Below are 16,924 nucleotides of genomic sequence, written 5' to 3'. Positions count from 1 at the left end.
TACTTTGCTTGAGGGAAATGTTTAACCTGATGATTTAAATCAAGTTTTTATGATTGAGTAAAAGGTGATGCAAAGCGCTTGTCCGGGTTTCCGAACAATGGAGACTTTCTTGTTCGGTTCACCGAAAAGGACTACCGATCCTGTCGAACGTATCCGCTTGCCGGATTCGATTGTTCTGCTAAAGAAACCCTCACTCAGGCCGATGCTGGTTCAAGGAAACTAAAATGTAGGGAGTCCACATGTCACTGACGATCGGTTTGGCAAACCCCGGTGCCGTCACCATCGGCGGCAAAACCGCAGCAACCATCAATGCCTTGAGCGAGGGGCAGACAGACGCGTCCGCTGAGGCGTTGGGTACGGACAAGGGTGAAAGCAACCAGGTCAGAACCGGCGGCGCCGCACCAGCAGACAGCAAAGCTGAAAGCGGCGATAACCTGAGCGTCACGGTCAAAATGCTGCTGAAGCGCATGCAGGAATTGCAGAAGCAGCTTCAGGAGCAGCAACAGCGCTTGGCTGCGGCCCAGGCCCAGAGTTATCCGACGCCGGAAGCGAAGTCGCAGGCGGTGATGTCCATTCAGGGGCAGATGGCGCAAACCAGCGGTGAGATGATGGAGGTCGCGGCGGCACTGCTCAAGGAAATGACCAAGGATTCCACCAGCGGTAACCTGGTCAGCACCACGGCGTAAACAGCGAGGGGCGAGTCAGCAGATTCGCCCTACAACAAATGACGATTTCTGATTGTTGACAAATGTCGGCGGGATTCGCATAGTTCGGTCTACGCAAACGTTTGCGCGGCTTTCCCGATGCACTGTCTCTCGGCTGAAAGCGACGTAGCTTACGCCAGCGCAAGCGTTGCTCACAATAATCATAAGATCGGAGTGAACCCATGAAGCTGCCATTTGCTGGACGTCTTCTCGCTGTCGCTATGCTGGCCGCCGCCGCTGCCACGCTCCCTGTCTCTTCGGCGTTCGCCGAATCCCCTGAAAAACCCAAAGTCGCGCTGGTTATGAAGTCTCTGGCCAACGAATTCTTCCTGACCATGGAAGACGGCGCCAAGGCTTATCAAAAAGAACATTCCGCCGATTTCGATTTGATCTCCAACGGCATCAAGGACGAGACCGACACCGCTGGCCAAACGCGGATCGTCGAGCAAATGATCCTCGCCAAGGTCAATGCCCTGGTCATCGCGCCATCTGATTCCAAGGCCATGGTGCCGGTGATCAAGAAGGCCGTCGACGCCGGTATTACCGTGATCAACATCGACAACCAGCTCGATCCGCAAATCGTCAAAAGCAAGAACATCAGTGTGCCATTCGTAGGCCCGGATAACCGTAAAGGCGCACGTCTGGTCGGTGAATACCTGGCCAAGCAGCTCAAGGCCGGCGATCAGGTCGGCATCATCGAAGGCGTGTCGACCACGACCAACGCCCAGCAGCGTACCGCTGGCTTCAAGGACGCGATGGACGCGGCGCAGATCAAGGTCGTTTCCCTGCAATCCGGTGATTGGGAAATCGACAAAGGCAACAAGGTTGCCGCTTCGATCCTCAGCGAATACCCGGACGTCAAGGCTCTGCTGGCCGGTAACGACAGCATGGCTGTAGGCGCCGTTTCCGCCGTGCGCGCCGCCGGCAAGGCCGGTCAGGTGCAAGTTGTCGGTTACGACAACATCAACGCCATCAAGCCAATGCTCAAAGACGGTCGCGTGCTGGCGACTGCCGATCAGTTCGCCGCCAGGCAGGCTGTGTTCGGTATCGAAACTGCGCTGAAAATCATCAAGGGCGAGAAGGTCGACAGCGGTGCCAACGGCGTGATCGAAACACCGGTCGAGCTGGTCACCAAGTAAGTCTTCTGGCGACACAACGGCGCTCGTCCGTCCGGGCGAGCGCATGGAGAGTTTTTTATGTCAGTTTCCGCCCCGAACGCCGTCCTCTCGGTCAGCGGTATCGGTAAGACCTATGCGCAACCGGTGCTCACCGGCATCGATTTGACGCTGATGCGCGGTGAAGTGCTGGCGCTGACCGGCGAGAATGGCGCCGGCAAAAGCACCCTGTCGAAGATCATTGGTGGGCTGGTTACGCCGACCACCGGCCAGATGCAGTTTCAGGGCAAGGATTATCGCCCTGGCAGTCGCACCCAGGCTGAAGACCTCGGCGTGCGCATGGTCATGCAAGAACTCAATCTGTTACCGACGCTGTCGGTGGCGGAGAACCTGTTTCTCGATAACCTGCCAAGCAACGGTGGCTGGATCAGCCGCAAGCAGTTGCGCAAAGCGGCGATCGAAGCCATGGCGCAAGTCGGGCTCGACGCGATCGATCCGGACACGCTGGTCGGCGAGTTGGGTATCGGCCATCAGCAGATGGTCGAAATCGCCCGCAACCTGATCGGTGATTGCCATGTGCTGATTCTCGACGAGCCGACCGCGATGCTGACGGCGCGCGAAGTCGAAATGCTCTTCGAGCAGATCACTCGTCTGCAGGCGCGTGGCGTTTCGATCATTTACATCTCTCACCGTCTCGAAGAACTGGCGCGCGTTGCCCAGCGCATTGCCGTGCTGCGTGACGGTAACCTGGTGTGCGTCGAGCCGATGGCCAACTACAACAGCGAGCAACTGGTGACGCTGATGGTCGGTCGCGAGCTCGGCGAACACATTGACATGGGGCCGCGCAAGATTGGCGCTCCGGCGTTGACGGTCAAAGGCCTGAGCCGTTCGGACAAAGTGCGCGATGTTTCCTTTGAAGTGCGCGCCGGTGAAATCTTCGGGATCTCCGGGCTGATCGGGGCAGGGCGCACGGAGCTGCTGCGGCTGATCTTTGGTGCAGACGTTGCCGACAGCGGCACGATTGCCCTTGGCTCGCCTGCGCAAGTGGTCAGCGTGCGTTCGCCCGCCGATGCGGTGCGCAATGGCATCGCCTTGATCACCGAAGACCGCAAGGGCGAGGGCCTGCTGCTCAGTCAGTCGATCAGTGCGAATATCGCGCTGGGCAACATGCCGGAAATTTCCAGTGGCGGCATCGTCAACAGCAACGATGAGAACTCCCTGGCGCAGCGGCAGATCGATGCCATGCGTATCCGCAGCTCGAGTCCGACACAGCTGGTTTCCGAGTTGTCTGGCGGTAACCAGCAAAAAGTCGTGATCGGCCGCTGGCTCGAGCGTGATTGTTCGGTGCTGCTGTTCGATGAGCCCACGCGTGGCATCGACGTCGGCGCCAAGTTCGACATCTATGGTTTGCTCGGCGAATTGACGCGCCAGGGCAAAGCGCTGGTGGTGGTGTCCAGTGACTTGCGTGAACTGATGCTGATCTGCGACCGGATCGGCGTGTTGTCGGCAGGGCGCCTGATCGACACCTTCGAGCGCGACAGCTGGACCCAGGATGATTTGCTTGCCGCCGCGTTCGCCGGCTACCAAAAACGTGATGCGTTGCTCAACGAAGCGGCGCCTAGGGATCTCCCATGAAAACTGCATCTCCTGCCGGCAAACGTAGTGGCAACTTCTACGGCCTCGGCACTTATCTGGGCCTGGCCGGTGCCTTGTTGGCGATGGTTGCGCTGTTCTCGGTCTTGAGCAGCCACTTTCTCTCCTATAACACCTTCAGCACCCTGGCCAACCAGATTCCCGACCTGATGGTGCTGGCGGTCGGCATGACGTTCGTGCTGATCATCGGCGGTATCGATCTGTCCGTGGGTTCGGTTCTGGCGCTGGCGGCATCGACGGTCAGCGTCGCCATGCTCGGCTGGGGCTGGGGCGTATTGCCGGCGGCGTTGCTCGGCATGGCGGTTGCGGCGCTGGCCGGCACCGTTACCGGTTCGATCACCGTGGCATGGCGAATTCCTTCATTTATCGTTTCCCTCGGTGTGCTGGAAATGGCCCGGGGCCTGGCGTACCAGATGACGGGGTCGCGCACGGCCTACATCGGTGATTCATTTGCCTGGCTGTCAAACCCGATCGCGTTCGGTATTTCGCCGTCGTTCATCATTGCCTTGCTGGTGATTTTCATTGCTCAGGCGGTTTTGACCCGCACGGTGTTCGGCCGCTACCTGATCGGTATCGGCACCAACGAAGAAGCGGTGCGCCTGGCCGGGATCAACCCGAAACCCTACAAGATTCTGGTGTTCAGCCTGATGGGCTTGCTGGCCGGGATCGCTGCGCTGTTTCAGATTTCCCGTCTTGAAGCTGCCGACCCGAACGCCGGCTCCGGCCTTGAACTGCAAGTGATCGCCGCGGTGGTGATCGGCGGTACCAGCCTGATGGGCGGGCGCGGCTCGGTGATCAGTACGTTCTTTGGCGTGTTGATCATTTCCGTACTGGCGGCCGGTCTGGCGCAGATTGGTGCGACCGAACCGACCAAGCGCATCATCACCGGTGCGGTCATTGTGATCGCCGTGGTGCTCGACACTTATCGCAGTCAACGCGCCAGTCGACGGGGCTGATATACCAATATGGCAACGATCAAGGATGTAGCGGCGCTTGCAGGCATCTCCTACACGACCGTGTCGCATGTGGTGAACAACACGCGGCCGGTCAGTCAGGAAGTGCGCCTGAAAGTCGAAGCGGCAATCAAGAGTCTCGATTATGTGCCGAGTGCGGTGGCGCGTTCGCTGAAAGCCAAGACCACCGCAACCATCGGTCTGCTGGTGCCGAACAGTCTCAACCCGTACTTCGCCGAACTCGCGCGGGGCATCGAGGATTATTGTGAGCGCAACGGCTACTGCGTGATCCTCTGCAACTCCGACGATAATCCGGAAAAACAGCGCAGCTATTTACGTGTTCTGCTGGAAAAACGCATCGACGGTTTGATCGTTGCCTCGGCCGGCGGTGACAGCGGTCTGGCGCAAGGGCTGGCAGGTGTGAAGACGCCGATGGTCATTGTCGACCGCGGTCTGGAAGGTGTGGACGCCGATCTGGTGCGCATCGATCACGAATACGGCGCGTATCTCGCCACTCGACATTTGCTCGAGTTGGGTCACCGCGACATCGCCACCATCGGCGGCCCGGCCAGTACCAGCGTGGCGCAGATGCGTCAGGCCGGATATCGCAGGGCGCTGCAAGAGGCGGGTATCAAAGTGCGTCAGGCGCGCATGCTGGAAAGCGATTTCACCAGCACCGGCGGTTACAACGCGGCGGCGGTTCTGCTGGAAAGCAATCCGCCGAGCGCGATCTTTGCCGGTAACGACATGATTGGCATCGGTGTGCTGCGCGCGGCGGCCGAGCGCAATGTGCGGGTGCCGAGCGAGCTGTCGGTGATCGGCTTCGACGATATCCAGATGAGCCGTTACGTGTATCCGGCGCTGACCACCGTCGGCCAGTCGATTCTGCAACTGGGCGAGATGGCGGCCGAAGTGCTGCTGCGAAGGATTGCTACACCGGATCTGGGCACCGATCAACGAATCGTGACCCCGAGTATTGTCTTGCGCGAATCGACCGCGCCGCTGTCCGGCGTGTTCACCGAATACCGCTGAAACCGAATTGACGAGTAGTGATGTATGCCAGCAAATGTAGTGGTAATAGGCAGCCTGAACATGGATCTGGTCACCCGCGCGCCACGGCTGCCGCGGGGCGGTGAAACGCTGATCGGTCATTCCTTTGCCACCGTTTCCGGTGGCAAGGGCGCCAATCAGGCGGTGGCGGCTGCACGTCTGGGCGCACAGGTCGCGATGGTCGGCTGCGTCGGCAACGACGACTATGGTGTGCAACTGCGTGACGCGTTGCTGGCCGAGCAGATCGACTGCCAGGCGGTGAGTACCGTCGAGGACTCCAGTGGTGTGGCGCTGATCGTGGTCGATGACAACAGTCAGAACGCCATCGTCATTGTCGCGGGTGCCAACGGTGCAATGACGCCGGCAGTGATCGACCGCTTTGATGCGGTGTTGCAAGCCGCCGACGTGGTGATTTGCCAGCTCGAGATCCCGGATGCAACCGTAGGGCACGCACTCAAGCGTGCACGCGCGTTGGGCAAGACCGTGATCCTCAATCCGGCGCCGGCCAGTCGGCCGCTTCCGGCAGACTGGTTCGCCGCGATCGATTATCTGATTCCCAACGAGAGCGAAGCGGCCGCATTGAGCGGGCTGCCCGTCGATTCGCTGCAAACGGCGGAAAATGCCGCCAGTCATCTGATCGCCATGGGCGCGGGCAAAGTCATCATTACCCTTGGTGCTGAAGGTTCGCTGTTCGCCAGTGGCAAGGGCTTTGAGCACTTTCCCGCGCCGAAGGTGAAAGCAGTCGACACCACTGCCGCCGGGGACACCTTCGTCGGTGGTTTTGCAGCTGCGCTGGCGGGCGGCAAATCCGAAGCCGAGGCCATTCGCTACGGGCAGATCGCCGCGGCGCTGTCGGTTACTCGCGCCGGCGCGCAACCGTCCATTCCAACCATGTCCGACGTACAGGCTTTTAAACCCGCATGAAAAAGACTCCTTTGCTCAACGTCGCGCTGTCGCGACTGATCGCCTCCCTGGGCCATGGCGACATGGTCGTCATCGGTGATGCCGGATTGCCGGTGCCGCCGGGTGTCGAGCTGATCGATCTGGCGCTGACCCACGGTGTCCCTGATTTCGTCAGCACGCTGAAAGTCGTGCTCAGTGAGATGCAAGTGGAAAGCCATGCGCTGGCCAATGAAATCTTCGACAAGCAACCGACGGCGCTGATCACGCTGGAGGCGCTGAATGGTGAAGGCGAACTGGGTCGTCGCGACCTGCTCAGTCATGAGCAATTCAAGGTCCTCAGCCGCCAGGCACGGGCGATTGTGCGTACAGGCGAATGTCAGCCGTACTGCAACATCGTGCTGGTTGCCGGGGTTACGTTCTAAATTTCGATGTCTACCTGCACAAGGAATGCGCCATGCAACGCTATGCTCACAAACTGCATCAATTAATCCGGGGTTTGCTGCTTTTGTCCGTGATAACTGCGACCGGCGCTCAGGCGGCGGAAAAAATCGACCTGATCATCGACACCGATCCGGGCGCAGACGACGTGGTCGCCTTGCTGTTCGCCCTGGCCTCGCCCGATGAACTGAATATTCGTGCACTGACCACCGTGGCCGGCAACGTGCGTCTCGACAAGACATCGCGTAACGCGCGCCTGGCTCGCGAGTGGGCAGGGCGCGAGGACGTTCCGGTCTACGCCGGTGCGCCGAAGCCGCTGATGCGCACGCCGATCTACGCCGAGAACATTCATGGCAAGGAAGGCCTGTCGGGTGTCACCGTGCATGAGCCGAAAAAAGGTCTGGCAGAGGGCAATGCGGTCAATTACCTGATCGATACCCTGAAAAAAGCCAAGCCACACAGCATCACCATCGCCATGCTCGGTCCGCAGACCAACCTGGCGCTGGCACTGATCCAGGAGCCGGAGATTGTTCAGGGCATCAAGGAAGTGGTGATCATGGGTGGCGCGCACTTCAACGGCGGCAACATTACCCCAGTGGCTGAATTCAACCTCTTTGCCGATCCGCAAGCGGCTGAAGTGGTGCTCAAGAGCGGCGTGAAACTGACGTATCTGCCGCTGGACGTGACGCACAAGATTCTCACCAGTGATGCACGCCTGAAGCAGATTGCCTCGCTCAACAACAATGCGGGCAAGATCGTTGGCGACATCCTCAACGAATACGTCAAGGGCGATATGGAGCACTACGGTATTCCGGGTGGTCCGGTGCATGACGCCACCGTCGTGGCTTATCTGCTCAAGCCTGAGCTGTTCACCGGTCGTTCGGTGAATGTCGTAGTAGATAGTCGTGAAGGGCCGACTTTCGGTCAGACCATCGTCGACTGGTATGACGGCCTCAAAGCACCGAAGAATGCATTCTGGGTGGAAAATGGCGATGCTCAGGGCTTCTTCGATTTGCTCACCGAACGCCTGAAGCGTTTGAAGTAAGCAATCCGCCCGCAGGTGCCAGCCTGCGGGTTTTTACCCCTTCTGCGCATGCTCGTGCTCGATCTGTTCGGTCGGGTAACGCTCAAAAATCTGCTTGATGAATTGTTGGGCGGCTTCGGTGCCCAGCTCTTTGACCAATAGATCGATACCAATCAGCGCCAGCTCTTCGGTGGTCCCCGGGCTGTAGGAGCTGTGTCCGTCTGCCCATTTGGCTTTGATGTCGGCGTCGATGCTGATGGTGGTCATGAGAGCGCTCGAAAAGTCGGGAAGTCTGAGTTTCGAGTTAACCATTTTGTCGGGCGTTTGGCACTGCGACTTAGGCATGAATGCAACGCTATGCGACACTTGGTCTTTTCCGGCGAAGCAGGGAACGTACTGTGCAGATTGATTTGAATACCCCCGACGGCCTCACGCTCGACGCTGTGCGCCAGTTGCTCGCGTCAGCCAGTGATGACGAGCACACGCAAGTGCGCGTGACCAAGGGCGGTATTGCCTATATTTCTTCGGGCATCACTGGCGGGCAGGACATCGACGGCCTGCTGTTTCGCCTTGAGACTTGGGCCAAGGGTTCGGGTTATGTGGGAAATGTCGCAGCCAGCGACGAGGTGTGGGTGATGCAGATTTTCAACGCACTGAAGGACAACTGGCCAAATCCGCCGTTTGACTACATCGACGTCTACTGAGCATTGTTAATATTCAGTCACGATTGATTGCGCAGGGGAGCGCCACGCTCAGGCAAACTCGGCGTTTTTCCGATGGTGCGGCAAGGTGATGGTATCTGCCATGAAACCAAACGCCGGATTGGCGGTCGCACAATCTCAGCTTAACTATTTGAAAACAAGGAGGCTTCATGCCTTTGAAGTTCGCGACACTGGGTGCACTCATGGCCGCTGCGATGTTGGCCGGTTGCAGTACGAGCTCCAGCGAGTCGGCAAAGGATGCAGTGGCGACCGAGTCCGGTCACAGCCGCTGTGAAGCGACGGCAGCGGAATTCGCCATCGGCAAGAAAGCATCTCCGGAGCTGCTTGAGCAAGCGCGAGCCAAGGCCGGTGCGCAGAACGCCCGCTTCCTCAAGCCAACCGACATGATCACCCTGGAATACCGTTCGGATCGCCTGAACCTGAACACTGATACCAACCTGGTCGTCACTCGCGTCAACTGCGGCTGATCGCAGAACGCTTTTGTTGCAGGCATAAAAAACCCCGTCACATGGACGGGGTTTTTTTAGTGCGCCGAGAAATTACTCTGGGCGAACCTGTGCAGCTTGCATACCCTTTTGGCCTTTCTCAGCCACGAAGGAGACAGTCTGGCCTTCTTTCAGGCTTTTGAAACCGTCGGATTCGATAGCTTTGAAGTGTACGAACAGGTCGTCACCGCCACCTTGAGGAGTGATGAAGCCGAAGCCTTTTTCATCGTTGAACCATTTAACGGTGCCGGTTTGGCGATTAGACATGGTGTATCTCCAAGAAACATATATTTTCAGTAGTACTGTGCTGCTCAGGCCAACTGGGCACACCGGAGTATCATAGTCGAAATGTTCGCTTTGGTAGCCCCCCGGACGTGCTGTTTGCCAATCAGTCGTGTTTTCTTTACTGCCAATTTCGGCTGGAGGCCCCGGTTTAAAAGGCTTTGAGCGAAAAGTAAAGACAGTAAAAAAACCTGTAAAACCTGCATAAATCGTCTGAAAAGGCTCATTTCGGGCACTTTTTTCCAGCCTTTAGCCGATCATGAAGGCCTTTTTCATCACTTTTTAGCCGGGGTATTCGCCTTGCATTTGGCGATTTGGCCCAGGGCTTTCTGCTGCAGTTCAGGCGTCGCCTTGTTGTCCATCAATGCCTGAATGTCGCTGGCTGGGTAAGACTTGATTGCATCCGCGCCACAGGCACAGTGGGATTTCGCCGCTGCGGCGCCAATCTGTGGGGTAGCCGCTTGGGTGCACTGGGCCATGTACTTGTCACGCTCGCCCTTCGGCCAATCGGCGTGAGCGCTCAGCGGCAGCAGCAGGACAATGGGGGCGACTACGGCGAATAAGGTGTTCAGACGCATGCGAGGATGCTCCTTGTGGGTCAATGTCTTGTTATCTGAGGGCTGAAGGGCCGATCAAGTTCAGCACTCTGGCATAAAAACGGACGATTTGCCTTCTGGCGAAACAGAGGCATAAGTGACCGCTCATCTGTGCTAGCATGCCGGGCTCAAGCGTTCTCAGGCTCCGGTGACCTTCAGTCCCGGCAGCGGTCAGCGTGCGAATATTTCGATTTGAATCCCAGTCACTCTGGTTCGGTTTTCCGGTTGGCCGCAAGGCTCCTGCCGCTGTAAGGCAGGCGTTCGTCATTGAATGGCCTGGATCGGATCTTGTACTGGCTCATCCCAACCCACGTGACCTTTGGTAGGGGTCACCACTAGGAGAGGAGGCGCCATGCCAACTATTACTCTTCCCGACGGCAGTCAACGTTCATTCGATCACCCGGTTTCCGTAGCCGAGGTCGCTGCATCCATTGGTGCAGGTCTGGCCAAAGCCACCCTGGCCGGCAAGGTCAATGGCCAACTGGTCGACGCCAGCGACATCATCAGCAGCGACGCGACCCTGCAAATCATCACGCCAAAGGATGAAGAGGGGCTGGAGATCATTCGCCACTCTTGCGCTCACCTGGTTGGCCACGCGGTCAAGCAGCTGTACCCGACTGCGAAAATGGTCATCGGGCCGGTCATCGACGAAGGCTTCTATTACGACATCGCCTTCGAACGTCCTTTTACTCCGGACGACATGGCTGCGATCGAACAGCGCATGCAACAGCTGATCGAAAAAGATTACGACGTGATCAAGAAAGTCACTCCGCGCGCCGAAGTGATTGAAGTGTTCAAGGCTCGCGGCGAAGACTACAAGCTGCGTCTGGTCGAAGACATGCCGAACGAGCAGGCCATGGGTCTGTACTATCACGAAGAATACGTCGACATGTGCCGCGGTCCGCACGTGCCGAATACGCGCTTCCTGAAATCCTTCAAGCTGACCAAGCTGTCCGGTGCCTACTGGCGCGGCGACGCCAAGAACGAGCAACTGCAGCGCGTTTACGGCACTGCCTGGGCAGACAAGAAGCAGCTGGCGGCTTACATCCAGCGCATCGAAGAAGCTGAAAAGCGCGATCACCGCAAGATCGGCAAGCGTCTGGGCCTGTTCCACACCCAGGAAGAATCCCCGGGGATGGTGTTCTGGCACCCGAACGGCTGGACTCTGTACCAGGTGCTCGAGCAGTACATGCGCAAGATCCAGCGCGACAACGGCTACCTTGAGATCAAGACCCCTCAAGTCGTTGACCGTAGCCTGTGGGAGAAATCCGGGCACTGGGCCAACTACGCCGACAACATGTTCACCACGCAGTCTGAAAACCGCGACTACGCCATCAAGCCAATGAACTGCCCATGCCACGTGCAGGTGTTCAACCAAGGCCTGAAGAGCTACCGCGAGTTGCCGATGCGTCTGGCCGAGTTCGGTGCCTGCCACCGTAACGAGCCGTCGGGTGCGCTGCACGGCATCATGCGTGTACGTGCGTTCACTCAGGATGACGCCCACATCTTCTGCACCGAAGAGCAGATGCAGGCCGAGTCCGCTGCGTTCATCAAGCTGACCATGGACGTTTATCGTGACTTCGGCTTCACCGATGTCGAGATGAAGCTGTCCACTCGTCCGGAAAAACGCGTCGGTTCCGACGAGCTGTGGGATCGCGCCGAAGCTGCATTGGCTGCAGCCCTTGATTCTGCGGGCTTGCCGTACGATCTGCAGCCGGGTGAGGGTGCGTTCTACGGTCCGAAGATCGAATTCTCGCTGAAAGATTGCCTCGGTCGCGTCTGGCAGTGTGGTACCTTGCAGCTCGATTTTAACCTGCCTGTCCGTTTGGGCGCTGAATACGTCTCTGAAGACAACAGCCGCAAACACCCGGTGATGTTGCACCGTGCGATCCTCGGTTCCTTCGAGCGTTTCGTCGGAATCCTGATCGAGCACTACGAAGGTGCGTTCCCTGCCTGGCTGGCGCCAACCCAGGCGGTGATCATGAATATCACTGATAAACAGGCAGATTTTGTTGCAGAAGTTGAAAAAACTCTCAACGAAAGCGGATTTCGTGCCAAGTCCGACTTGAGAAATGAAAAGATCGGCTTTAAAATCCGCGAGCATACTTTGCTCAAGGTTCCCTATCTCTTGGTTATCGGAGATAAGGAAGTCGAGATGCAGACTGTCGCTGTGCGTACTCGTGAAGGTGCTGACCTGGGCTCGATGCCCGTCGCCCAGTTCGCTGAGTTTCTCGCGCAAGCGGTTTCCCGGCGTGGTCGCCCAGATTCGGAGTAATTATTATTAAGCGTGAAATGAGACAAGATAAACGAGCTGCACCGAAAGCCCCGATCAACGAGAATATCTCGGCACGCGAGGTTCGGTTAATTGGTGCTGAAGGTGAACAGCTTGGGATTGTGTCAATTGAAGACGCGCTTCTTAAGGCTGAAGAGGCCAAACTGGATCTGGTGGAAATTTCCGCCGATGCAGTACCACCTGTTTGCAAACTGATGGACTACGGCAAATCGATCTTCGAAAAGAAGAAGCAGGTTGCCGCAGCCAAGAAAAACCAGAAGCAGATTCAGGTTAAAGAAATCAAGTTTCGTCCAGGGACGGAGGAAGGGGATTACCAGGTAAAACTGCGCAACCTGGTACGTTTCCTGAGTGATGGGGACAGGGCCAAGGTATCCTTGCGATTCCGCGGCCGTGAGATGGCCCACCAGGAGCTGGGGATGGAACTCCTCAAGCGGGTTGAAGCTGACCTGCTCGAGTACGGTTCGGTCGAACAGCATCCTAAGATGGAAGGACGCCAGCTGATCATGGTCATCGCCCCGAAAAAGAAGAAGTAATCAACAGGGCACGGCAGGCCTTCTGATTATGTTTATCAACTGAATGCGGAGTATCCGAACATGCCAAAAATGAAAACCAAAAGTGGTGCTGCTAAGCGGTTTCTGAAAACTGCTAACGGTATCAAGCACAAGCACGCTTTCAAGAGCCACATCCTGACTAAAATGTCGACCAAGCGTAAGCGTCAACTGCGCGGTAGCAGCTTGCTGCATCCGTCTGACGTGGCAAAAGTCGAGCGCATGCTGCGCCTTCGTTAATTTTAGTCAAGAATAGAGGAAGTAACTCATGGCTCGTGTAAAGCGTGGCGTCATTGCCCGTAAGCGTCACAAAAAAATTCTGAAACTTGCTAAAGGCTACTACGGTGCACGTTCGCGCGTATTCCGTGTTGCCAAGCAAGCGGTAATCAAGGCAGGCCAATACGCCTACCGTGACCGTCGTCAGAAAAAACGTCAGTTCCGCGCTCTGTGGATCGCTCGTATCAATGCTGGTGCTCGTGTTAACGGTCTGTCCTACAGCCGTTTCATCGCTGGCTTGAAAAAAGCGTCCATCGAGATCGACCGTAAGGTTCTGGCTGATCTGGCAGTGAACGAAAAAGCGGTGTTTGCTGCGATTGTCGAGAAAGCTAAAGCCACCTTGGCTTAAGTACCCCCGACAATCACCCGGCCTCACTTCCGTGGGGCCAGGTGGTAAACGTCTTAAATAGGGGAAGAGCCTTCAAGCTCTTCCCCTATTTTGTATCTGGAGTCTGTACATGGAAAACCTGGATGCGCTGGTCTCTCAAGCACTAGAGGCTGTGCAAAGCGCTGAAGATATCAATGCCCTGGAGCAAATCCGGGTTCAATACCTTGGCAAAAAGGGCGAATTGACTCAGGTGATGAAGACCCTGGGGAATTTGCCGGCAGAAGAGCGTCCGCAAGTCGGCGCGCTGATCAACGTTGCCAAGGAACGTGTAACAGGCGTTCTCAATGCGCGCATGGCTCTGTTTGAGGAAGCCGAACTGGCTGCCAAACTGTCTGCCGAATCCATTGACGTGACATTGCCGGGCCGTGGCCAGACCTCCGGTGGTCTGCATCCGGTTACCCGGACTCTGGAACGTGTTGAACAGTTCTTCACCCACATCGGCTACGGCATTGCCGAAGGCCCTGAGGTCGAAGACGACTACCACAACTTCGAAGCGCTCAACATCCCAGGCCATCACCCGGCCCGGTCGATGCATGACACCTTCTATTTCAATGCCAACATGTTGTTGCGCACCCATACCTCGCCGGTACAGGTCCGCACCATGGAATCGAAACAGCCGCCGATCCGCATCGTCTGCCCAGGCCGTGTGTACCGCAGCGACTCCGATATCACCCACTCGCCGATGTTCCACCAGGTCGAAGGCCTGCTGGTCGATCGCGACATCAATTTTGCCGATCTCAAAGGCACCATCGAAGAATTCCTGCGGGTGTTCTTCGAGAAAGAACTGGCCGTACGTTTCCGTCCTTCGTACTTCCCGTTCACCGAGCCATCCGCCGAAGTCGATATGGAATGCGTGATGTGCAGCGGTAAAGGCTGCCGCGTCTGCAAGCAGACCGGCTGGCTGGAAGTGATGGGCTGCGGCATGGTTCACCCGAACGTGCTGCGCATGTCCGGCATCGACCCGGAAGAATTCTCCGGCTTTGCCTTCGGCATGGGCGTCGAGCGTCTGGCCATGCTCCGTTACGGCGTGAACGACTTGCGTCTGTTCTTCGACAACGACTTGCGGTTCCTCGCGCAATTTCGCTAGTCGTAACGAATTCTTAGGAGAGCAGGATGAAATTCAGTGAACAATGGCTGCGTGGCTGGGTTAGCCCGCAGGTAAATCGCGACGAGCTGGTTGCTCGCCTGTCGATGGCCGGTCTTGAGGTCGATAGCGTTACGCCGGCCGCCGGCGTATTCAGCGGCGTAGTGGTGGGCGAGGTGCTGAGCACCGAGCAACACCCTGATGCCGACAAGTTGCGCGTGTGCCAGGTCAGTAATGGCGCGGAAACCTTCCAGGTCGTTTGCGGAGCGCCAAACGTGCGCCCGGGCCTGAAGATTCCGTTTGCCATGATCGGTGCCGAACTGCCGGGCGACTTCAAGATCAAGAAAGCCAAGCTGCGCGGCGTCGAGTCCAACGGCATGCTGTGCTCGCAAGCCGAGCTGCAGGTCGGTGAAGGCAACGACGGTCTGATGGAGCTGCCAGCCGATGCGCCGGTGGGCGAAGATTTCCGCGTGTATCTGGATCTGGAAGACGCCAGCATCGAGGTCGACCTGACCCCGAACCGTGGCGATTGCCTGTCCCTGGCCGGTCTGGCCCGAGAAGTCGGCGCGCTGTACGACGCGCCAGTCACTCGCCCGGTGATCATGAGCATTCCTGCCGTGCACGATGAAGTGCGTTCGGTAGAAGTGCTGGCCCCATCGGCATGCCCGCGTTACTTGGGTCGAGTGATCCGTAACGTTGACCTGTCCAAGCCGACCCCGTTGTGGATGGTTGAGCGTCTGCGTCGCGGCGACGTGCGCAGCATCGACGCTGCCGTCGACATCACCAACTACGTGATGCTTGAGCTTGGCCAGCCGCTGCACGCCTTCGATCTCGCCGAAATCAATGGCGGCATCCGTGTGCGCATGGCGGAAGAGGGCGAGAAGCTGGTGCTGCTCGACGGTCAGGAAGTCAGCCTGCGTAGCGATACGCTGGTGATCGCCGACCACACTCGCGCTCTGGCGATTGCCGGTGTGATGGGTGGCGAGCACAGCGGTGTGTCCGCAACCACTCGCGACGTTTTCCTTGAGTCTGCGTTTTTCGACCAGATCGCTGTTGCTGGCAAGGCTCGTTCCTACGGCCTGCACACCGATGCCTCGCACCGCTACGAGCGTGGCGTTGACTGGCAACTGGCCCGTGAAGCCATGGAGCGCGCTACTGGCCTGCTGCTGGAAATCACTGGCGGCGAAGCCGGTCCGATCATCGAGACCGTCAGCGAGCAACATTTGCCGTCGATCGCGCCGATCACCCTGCGTGCCCAGCGCATCACCCAGATGCTTGGGATGGAAATGGACTCCGCTCAGGTCGAGCGTTTGCTCGGCGGCCTGGGTCTGGGCATTACCGCCGACGGGGCAGGGCAGTGGCGCGTAGAAGTGCCAAGCCATCGCTTCGACATCAGCCTGGAAGTCGATCTGATCGAAGAACTGGCGCGTTTGTACGGCTACAACCGTCTGCCGGTTCGTTACCCGCAAGCGCGCCTGGCACCGCAAGCCAAGGCTGAAGCACGTAGCGATCTGCCTGAACTGCGTCGCCTGCTGGTGGCCCGTGGTTATCAGGAAGCGATCACTTACAGCTTCATCGATCCGCGTCAGTTCGAACTGTTCAATCCGGGCGTCGAGCCGCTGTTGCTGGCCAATCCGATCTCCAACGACATGGCTGCCATGCGCTCGTCGCTGTGGCCGGGTCTGGTCAAGGCGCTGCAGCACAACCTCAACCGTCAGCAGGATCGCGTGCGTCTGTTCGAAAGCGGTCTGCGCTTCGTCGGTCAACTCGAAGGCCTGAAGCAAGAGCCGATGCTGTCGGGTGTTGTCTGCGGCAGCCGTCTGCCGGAAGGTTGGGCGCAGGGTCGCGATACCGTGGACTTCTTCGACGTCAAGGCTGACGTGGAAGCGGTACTGGGCTTTGCCGGTGCACTGGATTCCTTCACTTTCGCTCCGGGCAAACACCCGGCGCTGCACCCGGGTCAAACCGCGCGCATCGAACGCGAAGGGCGTGAAGTCGGTTTCATCGGCGCCATTCACCCGGAATTGTCGAAAGCCTTGGGTCTGGATCGTCCAGTCTTCGTTTTCGAGCTGGTTCTGGCTGAAGTGGCACTCGGTAAAATGCCGAAATTCCACGAGTTGTCGCGCTTTCCTGAAGTGCGTCGTGACCTTGCACTGATCGCGCACAAAGACGTCGCAGCCTCGGCTGTACTGGACGTAATCCGTGAAAATGCAGGCGAATGGCTCACAGATCTCAGGCTGTTTGACGTATATCAGGGTAAAGGCATTGATCCTGATAGAAAAAGCCTTGCAGTTGGCTTGACCTGGCAGCATCCATCGCGCACTCTTAATGACGATGAGGTGAATTCGACGACGCAAAATATCCTCACCTCGCTCGAACAAAGGTTGAACGCCACGTTAAGGAAGTGACG

The 16,924-nt window shown here is 57.8% G+C and carries 19 protein-coding genes; 16 read left to right on the top strand and 3 right to left on the bottom strand.

Annotated elements, in window-relative coordinates:
• The first annotated feature begins 239 nt into the window (after positions 1-239).
• From C2E19_RS19600 to C2E19_RS19565, 8 genes are all read left to right on the top strand, one after another.
• A complete protein-coding gene (locus C2E19_RS19600; protein ID WP_129394695.1) occupies positions 240-686 on the top strand; it encodes a hypothetical protein in 447 nt (148 codons plus the stop codon).
• 200 nt (positions 687-886) lie between these two features.
• Entirely contained in the window at positions 887-1,843 is a 957-nt protein-coding gene (locus C2E19_RS19595) for a sugar ABC transporter substrate-binding protein (protein WP_129394694.1), read from the top strand.
• A 57-nt stretch (positions 1,844-1,900) separates the two neighbouring features.
• Positions 1,901-3,454 carry a sugar ABC transporter ATP-binding protein gene (locus tag C2E19_RS19590; RefSeq protein WP_129394693.1) on the top strand — a complete coding sequence of 518 codons (1,554 nt, stop codon included), beginning with the start codon at positions 1,901-1,903 and terminating at the stop codon, positions 3,452-3,454.
• On the top strand, positions 3,451-4,428 hold the full coding sequence (locus C2E19_RS19585; RefSeq protein WP_129394692.1) for an ABC transporter permease: 978 nt from the start codon (positions 3,451-3,453) through the stop codon (positions 4,426-4,428). Before C2E19_RS19590 ends, C2E19_RS19585 begins: the two co-directional genes overlap by 4 nt.
• 9 nt (positions 4,429-4,437) lie before the next feature.
• Positions 4,438-5,457 (top strand): LacI family DNA-binding transcriptional regulator, encoded by a 1,020-nt coding sequence (locus tag C2E19_RS19580; protein ID WP_129394691.1) that lies wholly within the window; start codon positions 4,438-4,440, stop codon positions 5,455-5,457.
• Between the two features lie 24 nt (positions 5,458-5,481).
• Positions 5,482-6,399 (top strand): ribokinase, encoded by a 918-nt coding sequence (gene rbsK / locus C2E19_RS19575; RefSeq protein WP_129394690.1) that lies wholly within the window; start codon positions 5,482-5,484, stop codon positions 6,397-6,399.
• Entirely contained in the window at positions 6,396-6,800 is a 405-nt protein-coding gene (gene rbsD, locus C2E19_RS19570) for a D-ribose pyranase (RefSeq protein ID WP_129394689.1), read from the top strand. Before rbsK ends, rbsD begins: the two co-directional genes overlap by 4 nt.
• A gap of 32 nt (positions 6,801-6,832) precedes the next feature.
• The gene (locus tag C2E19_RS19565; protein ID WP_129394688.1) at positions 6,833-7,861 is read left to right on the top strand and encodes a nucleoside hydrolase; all 1,029 of its coding nucleotides are present in this window, start codon (positions 6,833-6,835) and stop codon (positions 7,859-7,861) included.
• Positions 7,862-7,894: 33 nt separating this feature from the next.
• On the opposite strand, the gene C2E19_RS19560 is transcribed toward C2E19_RS19565, so the two are convergent.
• Positions 7,895-8,107: a hypothetical protein gene (locus C2E19_RS19560; RefSeq protein ID WP_129394687.1), complete on the bottom strand. Its 213-nt coding sequence runs from the start codon at positions 8,105-8,107 to the stop codon at positions 7,895-7,897.
• 131 nt (positions 8,108-8,238) lie between these two features.
• On the opposite strand from C2E19_RS19560, the gene C2E19_RS19555 reads away from it, so the two are divergent.
• Together C2E19_RS19555 and C2E19_RS19550 are read left to right on the top strand one after the other, a co-directional pair.
• Positions 8,239-8,544, top strand: a complete 306-nt coding sequence (locus tag C2E19_RS19555; protein WP_129394686.1) for a hypothetical protein — start codon at positions 8,239-8,241, stop codon at positions 8,542-8,544.
• A 167-nt stretch (positions 8,545-8,711) separates the two neighbouring features.
• Positions 8,712-9,029, top strand: a complete 318-nt coding sequence (locus tag C2E19_RS19550; protein ID WP_129394685.1) for an I78 family peptidase inhibitor — start codon at positions 8,712-8,714, stop codon at positions 9,027-9,029.
• Positions 9,030-9,101: 72 nt separating this feature from the next.
• On the opposite strand, the gene C2E19_RS19545 is transcribed toward C2E19_RS19550, so the two are convergent.
• Both C2E19_RS19545 and C2E19_RS19540 read right to left on the bottom strand, forming a co-directional pair.
• Positions 9,102-9,314 (bottom strand): cold-shock protein, encoded by a 213-nt coding sequence (locus C2E19_RS19545; protein WP_003179963.1) that lies wholly within the window; start codon positions 9,312-9,314, stop codon positions 9,102-9,104.
• Between the two features lie 290 nt (positions 9,315-9,604).
• Positions 9,605-9,907, bottom strand: a complete 303-nt coding sequence (locus C2E19_RS19540) for a hypothetical protein (protein WP_129394684.1) — start codon at positions 9,905-9,907, stop codon at positions 9,605-9,607.
• A gap of 370 nt (positions 9,908-10,277) precedes the next feature.
• On the opposite strand from C2E19_RS19540, the gene thrS reads away from it, so the two are divergent.
• The 6 genes from thrS to pheT all read left to right on the top strand — a co-directional run bounded on the left by thrS (position 10,278) and on the right by pheT (position 16,922).
• Positions 10,278-12,200 carry a threonine--tRNA ligase gene (gene thrS, locus C2E19_RS19535; protein WP_007913488.1) on the top strand — a complete coding sequence of 641 codons (1,923 nt, stop codon included), beginning with the start codon at positions 10,278-10,280 and terminating at the stop codon, positions 12,198-12,200.
• Positions 12,200-12,751: a translation initiation factor IF-3 gene (gene infC, locus C2E19_RS19530; RefSeq protein ID WP_170947229.1), complete on the top strand. Its 552-nt coding sequence runs from the start codon at positions 12,200-12,202 to the stop codon at positions 12,749-12,751. The genes thrS and infC overlap by 1 nt, the downstream gene beginning before the upstream one ends.
• 60 nt (positions 12,752-12,811) lie before the next feature.
• Positions 12,812-13,006, top strand: a complete 195-nt coding sequence (gene rpmI / locus C2E19_RS19525; RefSeq protein ID WP_002553160.1) for a 50S ribosomal protein L35 — start codon at positions 12,812-12,814, stop codon at positions 13,004-13,006.
• Between the two features lie 28 nt (positions 13,007-13,034).
• Positions 13,035-13,391 (top strand): 50S ribosomal protein L20, encoded by a 357-nt coding sequence (rplT, locus tag C2E19_RS19520; RefSeq protein WP_007913489.1) that lies wholly within the window; start codon positions 13,035-13,037, stop codon positions 13,389-13,391.
• Positions 13,392-13,500: 109 nt separating this feature from the next.
• A complete protein-coding gene (gene pheS, locus C2E19_RS19515; RefSeq protein ID WP_105708849.1) occupies positions 13,501-14,517 on the top strand; it encodes a phenylalanine--tRNA ligase subunit alpha in 1,017 nt (338 codons plus the stop codon).
• Positions 14,518-14,543: 26 nt separating this feature from the next.
• Complete coding sequence (gene pheT, locus C2E19_RS19510) at positions 14,544-16,922, top strand: phenylalanine--tRNA ligase subunit beta (RefSeq protein WP_129394683.1); 2,379 nt, start codon at positions 14,544-14,546, stop codon at positions 16,920-16,922.
• Positions 16,923-16,924: the final 2 nt, after the last annotated feature.

It is taken from the genome of Pseudomonas sp. DTU12.3 (assembly GCF_004124275.1).
Classification (GTDB): Bacteria; Pseudomonadota; Gammaproteobacteria; order Pseudomonadales; family Pseudomonadaceae; genus Aquipseudomonas; species Aquipseudomonas helmanticensis.
Note: the sequence above shows the minus strand (reverse complement) of the source record. Positions and strands in the feature narration are given on the sequence as shown.